Source organism: Mycobacterium sp. E3247 (assembly GCF_001667785.1).
GTDB lineage: Bacteria > Actinomycetota > Actinomycetes > Mycobacteriales > Mycobacteriaceae > Mycobacterium.
Window position 1 is genome coordinate 1 of sequence record NZ_LZJG01000462.1, and the last position, 7,533, is coordinate 7,533.

At 68.1% G+C, this 7,533-nt stretch carries 9 protein-coding genes; all 9 read left to right on the forward strand.

The genetic code is table 11. From position 1 onward, the window contains the following. Window positions 1-978: APC family permease (locus A9X04_RS22760; RefSeq protein ID WP_156764496.1), on the forward strand; the 978-nt coding region annotated here is incomplete at its 5' end. Between the two features lie 101 nt (window positions 979-1,079). Continuing rightward, a complete protein-coding gene (locus A9X04_RS22765) occupies window positions 1,080-2,315 on the forward strand; it encodes an alkane 1-monooxygenase (protein WP_067925365.1) in 1,236 nt (411 codons plus the stop codon). Further along, a complete protein-coding gene (locus A9X04_RS29990; protein WP_082975192.1) occupies window positions 2,312-2,485 on the forward strand; it encodes a rubredoxin in 174 nt (57 codons plus the stop codon). The genes A9X04_RS22765 and A9X04_RS29990 overlap by 4 nt, the downstream gene beginning before the upstream one ends. Next, window positions 2,482-2,664: a rubredoxin gene (locus A9X04_RS22770; RefSeq protein ID WP_007168093.1), complete on the forward strand. Its 183-nt coding sequence runs from the start codon at window positions 2,482-2,484 to the stop codon at window positions 2,662-2,664. The genes A9X04_RS29990 and A9X04_RS22770 overlap by 4 nt, the downstream gene beginning before the upstream one ends. 61 nt (window positions 2,665-2,725) lie before the next feature. Beyond that, window positions 2,726-3,322, forward strand: a complete 597-nt coding sequence (locus tag A9X04_RS22775) for a TetR family transcriptional regulator (RefSeq protein ID WP_102419932.1) — start codon at window positions 2,726-2,728, stop codon at window positions 3,320-3,322. Between the two features lie 97 nt (window positions 3,323-3,419). Further along, window positions 3,420-4,892 carry an adenosylhomocysteinase gene (ahcY, locus tag A9X04_RS22780; RefSeq protein WP_067925371.1) on the forward strand — a complete coding sequence of 491 codons (1,473 nt, stop codon included), beginning with the start codon at window positions 3,420-3,422 and terminating at the stop codon, window positions 4,890-4,892. A gap of 92 nt (window positions 4,893-4,984) precedes the next feature. Next, window positions 4,985-5,674 (forward strand): dTMP kinase, encoded by a 690-nt coding sequence (locus A9X04_RS22785; RefSeq protein ID WP_067925374.1) that lies wholly within the window; start codon window positions 4,985-4,987, stop codon window positions 5,672-5,674. An 80-nt stretch (window positions 5,675-5,754) separates the two neighbouring features. Next, window positions 5,755-6,441 (forward strand): two-component system response regulator MtrA, encoded by a 687-nt coding sequence (gene mtrA / locus A9X04_RS22790; RefSeq protein ID WP_067925378.1) that lies wholly within the window; start codon window positions 5,755-5,757, stop codon window positions 6,439-6,441. Between the two features lie 13 nt (window positions 6,442-6,454). After that, window positions 6,455-7,533, forward strand: a 1,079-nt coding sequence (locus A9X04_RS22795) for a histidine kinase dimerization/phospho-acceptor domain-containing protein (RefSeq protein ID WP_156764497.1), incomplete at its 3' end; no start/stop codon positions are given.

Here is a 7,533-nt window from a genome sequence, read left to right on the forward strand (position 1 = left end):
GTGATCACCGGCATCAAGGTGTCGGTGGTGCTGTTGGTGGTCGTCGTCGGCGCCTTCTACATCAAGGGCTCCAACTATTCGCCCTTCATTCCCAAGCCCGAGTCGGGGCACGAGGCCTCGGGCATCAATCAGTCGGTGCTGTCGCTGCTGACCGGGGCGCACAGCAGCCACTACGGGTGGTACGGCGTGCTGGCGGGCGCGTCGATCGTGTTCTTCGCGTTCATCGGTTTCGACATCGTCGCGACCATGGCCGAGGAGACCAAGCGGCCCCAGCGCGACGTCCCGCGGGGCATCCTCGCGTCGCTGGCCATTGTCACCGTGCTCTACGTCGCGGTCTCGGTGGTGCTGTCCGGCATGGTCTCCTACACCCAGCTCAAGACGGTCCCCGGCCACAAGCCGGCGAACCTCGCGACGGCGTTCACCGCCAACGGGATCCACTGGGCCAGCAAGATCATCGCGATCGGGGCGCTGGCCGGGTTGACCACCGTGGTGATGGTCCTGATGCTCGGCCAGTGCCGCGTCCTGTTCGCGATGGCCCGCGACGGACTGTTGCCGCGGCGGCTGGCGAAGACCGGTGCGCGCGGCACACCGGTCCGGATCACCGTGCTGGTCGCGGTGGTGGTGGCGGCGACGGCGTCGGTGTTCCCCATCGCCAAGCTCGAGGAGATGGTCAACGTCGGAACCCTGTTCGCGTTCGTGCTCGTCTCGGCCGGCGTCATGGTGCTGCGGCGCACCCGCCCGGACCTGGAGCGCGGCTTCCGGGCTCCATGGGTGCCGGTCCTGCCGATCGCCTCGATCTGCGCCTGCGTCTGGCTGATGGTCAACCTCACCGCGCTGACCTGGGTGCGGTTCGGCGTCTGGCTGGCGGTGGGAACGGCGATCTACGTCGGCTACGGGTACCGGCACTCCGTGCAGGGCCGTCGCGAGGCCGACGGGGTCGCACCGCCCGCGCGCGCGGAACCCGGCACCGTGCCGTAACGGCGCCGGTTTACAAAACCGCGTCTCGTGTCTAGACACGAGACGCGGTAGGCGATATTGTCAATCCCCAGAGTGGCGTGACTCACAAGGAGGTTTGGCATATGACCACACTCGAACGGCAGGTGCACCCGGAGGCGTCCGAGCCGCCGGTCTGGCGGGACAAGAAGCGGCACCTGTGGCTCATGGGGCTGATCGCGCCGACGGCGTTGTTCGTGGTGCTGCCGCTGGTCTGGGCGATGAACTCACTCGGCTGGCAGACCGGCTCGCAGGCACTGCTGTGGATCGGGCCGATCCTGGTCTACGTCCTGCTGCCGATCCTGGACCTGCGCTTCGGGCCCGACGGGCAGAACCCGCCCGACGAGGTGATGGAGCAGCTGGAGAACGACAAGTACTACCGCTACTGCACCTACATCTTCATCCCGTTCCAGTACCTGAGCGTGGTCTTCGGCGCCTACCTGTTCACCGCCTCGAACCTGAGCTGGCTGGGCTATGACGGCGCGCTGGGCTGGGCGGGCAAGCTGGGCGTCGCCCTGTCGGTCGGCGTCCTCGGCGGCGTCGGCATCAACACCGCCCACGAGATGGGCCACAAGAAGGACGAGCTGGAGCGGTGGCTGTCCAAGATCACCCTGGCGCAAACCTGCTACGGCCACTTCTACATCGAGCACAACCGCGGCCACCACGTGCGCGTGTCCACCCCTGAGGACCCGGCGTCGGCGCGGTTCGGGGAGACGTTCTGGGAGTTCTTGCCGCGCAGCGTCTTCGGCAGCCTGCGCTCGTCGTTGCGGCTGGAGGCCCAGCGGCTGCGCCGGCAGGGGCGCAGCCCCTGGGACCCCAGGACGTATCTGTCCAACGACGTCCTCAACGCCTGGCTGCTGTCGATCGTGTTGTGGGGGGTCCTGATCGCGGTGTTCGGCCCGGCGCTGATCCCGTTCGTGGTCATCCAGGCCGTGTTCGGATTCAGCCTGCTCGAGTCCGTCAACTACCTCGAGCACTACGGGCTGCTGCGGCAGAAGCAGGCCAACGGACGCTACGAGCGCTGCACGCCCGTGCACAGCTGGAACTCCGACCACGTGGTCACCAACTTGTTCCTGTACCACCTGCAGCGGCACAGCGATCACCACGCCAACCCGACGCGCCGGTACCAGACGCTGCGCAGCATGGAGGGCGCGCCGAACCTGCCGAGCGGGTACGCGTCGATGATCTCGCTGACCTACATCCCGCCGCTGTGGCGCAGGGTGATGGACCACCGGGTGCTCGAGCACTACGACGGAGACATCACCAAGGTCAACATCCACCCGCGGGCGCGCAAGCGGGTACTGGCGAGGTACGGGGCATGAGTAGCTACCGCTGCCCGGGCTGCGGCTACACCTACGACGAGGCGAAAGGCGCTCCGCGGGAAGGGTTTCCCGCGGGCACGCCGTTCGCCGACATCCCCGACGACTGGGGCTGCCCGGACTGTGCGGTGCGCGAGAAGGCCGATTTCGATTGCTTAGGAGTGAGCCGGTGAGCGACTACAAACTGTTCGTCTGCGTGCAGTGCGGATTCGAATACGACGAGGCCAAGGGCTGGCCGGAAGACGGCATCGCGCCCGGGACCCGCTGGGACGACATCCCCGAGGACTGGAGCTGCCCGGACTGCGGCGCGGCGAAATCCGACTTCGAGATGGTGGAGATCGCCCGCTCGTGATCGGCGCGAGAGCGGCTCGAAAGCGGCTATTAAAGGGGCTATTGTCGCGCCTGTGAAGCGGATGCCCTACCCCGAGGCGTCGCGGGTGCTGCTGCGCGACTCGGTGCTGGACGCCATGCGGGAGTTGCTGCTGACCCGCGACTGGTCCGCCGTCACGCTATCGGACGTGGCCCGCGCCGCGGGCATCAGCCGGCAGACCATCTACAACGAGTTCGGTTCGCGGCAGGGCCTCGCGCAGGGTTATGCCCTGCGCCTGGCCGACCGGCTTGTCGACGCCGTGCAGGACGCCATCGACGCCAACGTCGGCAACATCTACGAGGCGTTCCTGCAGGGCTTCCGCGCCTTCTTCGCCGAGTCGGCGGCGGACCCGTTGGTGATCTCCCTGCTGACCGGGGTCGCCAAACCGGACCTGTTGCAGATCATCACCACCGACAGCGGGCCCATCATCACGCGGGCATCGGACCGGCTGAGCGCGTTCTTCACCCAGAGCTGGGTGGCCACCAGCGACTCCGACGCCGGCGTGCTGGCGCGGGCCATCGTGCGGCTGGCGATGAGCTACGTCTCGATGCCGCCCGAGGCCGACCACGACGTGGCGGCGGACCTGGCGCGGCTGATGACGCCGTTCGCGGAGCGTCACGGCGTCGTCAACGTCCCCTGACGCCCGGCCGCGGCCGCCGACTACAGTGGCGCAAGAGCGCATACCTAAGCTAAGTAATCCGCTGGGAACCCAAGCCGTAGTAAGGAATGAGACTTTTATGACGACGACCGAAAGTTCGCTGACCGCCGACGTCCGCAACGGCATCGATTTCAAGGTCGCCGACCTGTCGTTGGCGGAATACGGTCGCCGGGACATCGAACTGTCCGAGCAGGAAATGCCGGGTCTGATGTCGCTGCGCCGCGAATACCACGACGTGCAGCCCCTCAAGGGGGCGCGGATCTCGGGCTCGCTGCACATGACGGTGCAGACCGCCGTGCTCATCGAGACCCTCGTCTCGCTGGGCGCGCAGGTCCGGTGGGCGTCCTGCAACATCTTCTCCACCCAGGACCACGCCGCCGCCGCCGTGGTCGTCGGCCCGCACGGCACGCCCGAGGAGCCCAAGGGTGTCCCGGTGTTCGCCTGGAAGGGCGAGACGCTGGAGGAGTACTGGTGGGCCGCCGAGCAGATGCTCACCTGGCCGGACGAGCCGGCCAACATGATCCTCGACGACGGCGGCGACGCCACCATGCTGGTGCTGCGCGGTGCGCAGTACGAGAAGGCCGGCGTGGTGCCGCCGGCGGAGGACGACGACCCCACCGAGTGGAAGGTCTTCCTGGAGCTGCTGCGCAAGCGCTTCGAGACCGACAAGGACAAGTGGACCAAGATCTCCGAGTCGGTCAAGGGCGTCACCGAGGAGACCACCACCGGGGTGCTGCGGCTGTACCAGTTCGCGGCGGCCGGTGACCTGGCCTTCCCGGCGATCAACGTCAACGACTCGGTGACCAAGTCCAAGTTCGACAACAAGTACGGCTGCCGGCACTCGCTGATCGACGGCATCAACCGCGGCACCGACGTGCTGATCGGCGGCAAGAAGGTGCTGGTCTGCGGCTACGGCGACGTCGGCAAGGGCTGCGCCGAGTCGGTCAAGGGCCAGGGGGCGCGCGTCGTCGTCACCGAGATCGACCCGATCAACGCGCTGCAGGCGCTGATGGAGGGCTACGACGTCGAGACGGTCGAGGACGCGATCGGCAGCGCGGACATCGTCATCACCGCGACCGGCAACAAGGACATCATCACCCTCGAGCACATGAAGGCGATGAAGGACTATGCGGTGCTGGGCAACATCGGGCACTTCGACAACGAGATCCAGGTCGCCGCGCTGGAGCGCTCCGGCGCCACGAAGACCAACATCCGCCCGCAGGTCGACGTGTGGACCTTCCCCGACAGCGGCAAGTCGATCATCCTGCTGTCCGAGGGGCGGCTGCTGAACCTGGGCAACGCGACCGGCCACCCGTCGTTCGTGATGAGCAACAGCTTCTCCAACCAGGTGATCGCCCAGATCGAGCTGTGGACCAAGAACGACGAGTACGACAACGAGGTGTACCGGCTGCCCAAGCACCTCGACGAGAAGGTGGCCCGCATCCACGTCGAGGCGCTCGGCGGCAAGCTGACCAAGCTCACCAAGGAGCAGGCGGAGTACATCGGCGTCGACGTCGACGGTCCCTACAAGGCCGACCACTACCGCTACTGAGTCAGGTCGCTCGCCGGACGTGAAACTAGTTTCACGTCCGGCACCGAGTGTGAAAGTAACGTCACGCTCGACGGCCCGATAGGCTCGGCGCCGTGCTGATCGCGATCGAAGGGGTGGACGGCGCGGGCAAGCGGACGCTGTCCGAGGGCCTGCGCAAGGCCTTCGAGGCGGCCGGGAAGTCCGTGGCCATCACGGCCTTCCCGCGCTACGGCAAATCGGTGACCGCCGACGTCGCGGCCGAGGCCCTGCACGGCCGGCACGGTGACCTGGCGTCTTCGGTCTACGCGATGGCGATGCTGTTCGCGCTCGACCGGGCGGGCGCCGTGGACGACATCGAGGCGCTGGTCCGCGACCACGACGTGGTGATCCTGGATCGCTACGTCGCGTCCAACGCCGCCTACAGCGCCGCGCGCCTGCACGAGGGAGCCGGCGGGGCGGCCGCCGCCTGGGTGCTCGAGCTGGAGTACCGGCGGCTGCGGCTGCCCGCGCCCGACTGGCAGGTGCTGCTCGCGGTGCCGGCGGAGCTGGCCGGGCAGCGCGCGCGCAGCCGGGCCCAGTCCGACCCGGGGCGGGCGCGTGACAGCTACGAACGCGACGACGAACTGCAGCTGCGCACCGGCGCGGTCTACGCGGAGCTGGCCGCCGCGGGCTGGGGCGGGCCCTGGCTGGTCGCCGACGCGGACGTCGATCCGGCCCGGCTGGCCGCCACCCTCATCGGTGCCAAGGACGTGCCGGCGACCGTCCGGGAGGGCACGCCGGGGGCGCCGGGCAGGGGTTTTTGACCGGATTTGGCTCCATATTTGCGGCTCGGCCCAAGAAACGCCCGTGTGGCGCGCCAATTTTGTCCCGATCTGGTGACACCATGGATGCCATGAGGCAAAGGATCTTAGTCGTCGATGACGACGCTTCGCTGGCCGAGATGCTCACCATCGTGTTGCGTGGGGAGGGTTTCGACACCGCGGTCATCGGTGACGGTACCCAGGCCCTGACTGCGGTGCGCGAACTGCGCCCCGATTTGGTACTCCTGGACCTGATGCTGCCGGGCATGAACGGCATCGACGTGTGCCGCGTGCTGCGCGCCGACTCCGGTGTGCCGATCGTGATGCTGACCGCCAAGACCGACACCGTGGATGTGGTGTTGGGTCTGGAGTCGGGCGCCGACGACTACATCATGAAGCCGTTCAAGCCCAAGGAGCTGGTGGCCCGGGTGCGGGCGCGGCTGCGGCGCAACGACGACGAGCCCGCCGAGATGCTTTCCATCGCCGACGTCGAGATCGACGTGCCGGCGCACAAGGTGACGCGCAACGGCGAGCAGATCTCCCTGACGCCGCTGGAGTTCGACCTGCTGGTCGCGTTGGCGCGCAAACCGCGCCAGGTGTTTACTCGTGATGTGCTGCTCGAACAGGTGTGGGGCTACCGGCACCCGGCGGACACCCGCCTGGTGAACGTGCACGTCCAGCGTCTGCGGGCCAAGGTTGAGAAGGACCCGGAGAACCCGACCGTGGTGCTGACCGTTCGAGGAGTGGGATACAAGGCCGGACCTCCGTGATCCGGGGGCGCCATTGATCTGGGGCTCTCGGCGACGCACTAGGAGCCGTTGGGGGCGCTCGGGCCCCATGACCCGCGGCATGGGTGCGGTGAGTCGCGCCGTCGCCGCTGCCTGGCGCCGGTCGTTGCAGCTGCGTGTCGTCGCGCTGACGCTCGGCATGTCGCTGGCGGTGATCCTCGCGCTCGGCTTCGTGCTGACCTCTCAGGTCACCAACCGTGTGCTCGACGTCAAGGTCAAGGCCGGCATCGAGCAGATCGAGCGCGCGCGCACCACCGTCGGCGGGATCGTCAGCGGCGAGGAGACGCGCTCGCTGGACAGCAGTCTGCAGCTGGCCCGCAACACGCTGACGTCGAAGACCGACTCGGCGTCGGGCGCGGGGCTGGCCGGCGCGTTCGACGCGGTGCTGATCGTGCCCGGTGACGGGCCCCGCGCGGCGACCACGGCCGGCCCGGTCGACCAGGTGCCCAATGCCCTGCGCGGCTTCGTCAAGGCCGGGCAGGCGTCGTACCAGTACGCCACCGTGCACACCGACGGCTTCTCGGGCCCGGCGCTGGTCATGGGCACGCCGGCGTCGTCGCAGGTGGCCAACCTGGAGCTTTATCTGATCTTCCCGCTGAAGAACGAGCAGGCCACCATCACGCTGGTCCGCGGCACGATGATCACCGGCGGCGCGGTGCTGCTGGTGCTGCTCGCCGGGATCGCGCTGCTGGTGTCCCGCCAGGTCGTGGTGCCGGTGCGGTCGGCCTCGCGGATCGCCGAGCGGTTCGCCGAGGGGCACCTGTCCGAACGCATGCCGGTGCGCGGCGAGGACGACATGGCCCGGCTGGCGGTGTCCTTCAACGACATGGCGGAGAGCCTGTCCCGGCAGATCACCCAGCTCGAGGAGTTCGGCAACCTGCAGCGCCGGTTCACCTCGGACGTCAGCCACGAGCTGCGCACCCCGCTGACCACCGTGCGGATGGCCGCCGACCTCATCTATGACCACAGTGCCGACCTCGACCCGACGCTGGCGCGCTCCACCGAGCTGATGGTCAACGAGCTGGACCGGTTCGAGTCGCTGCTCAACGACCTGCTGGAGATCTCCCGGCACGA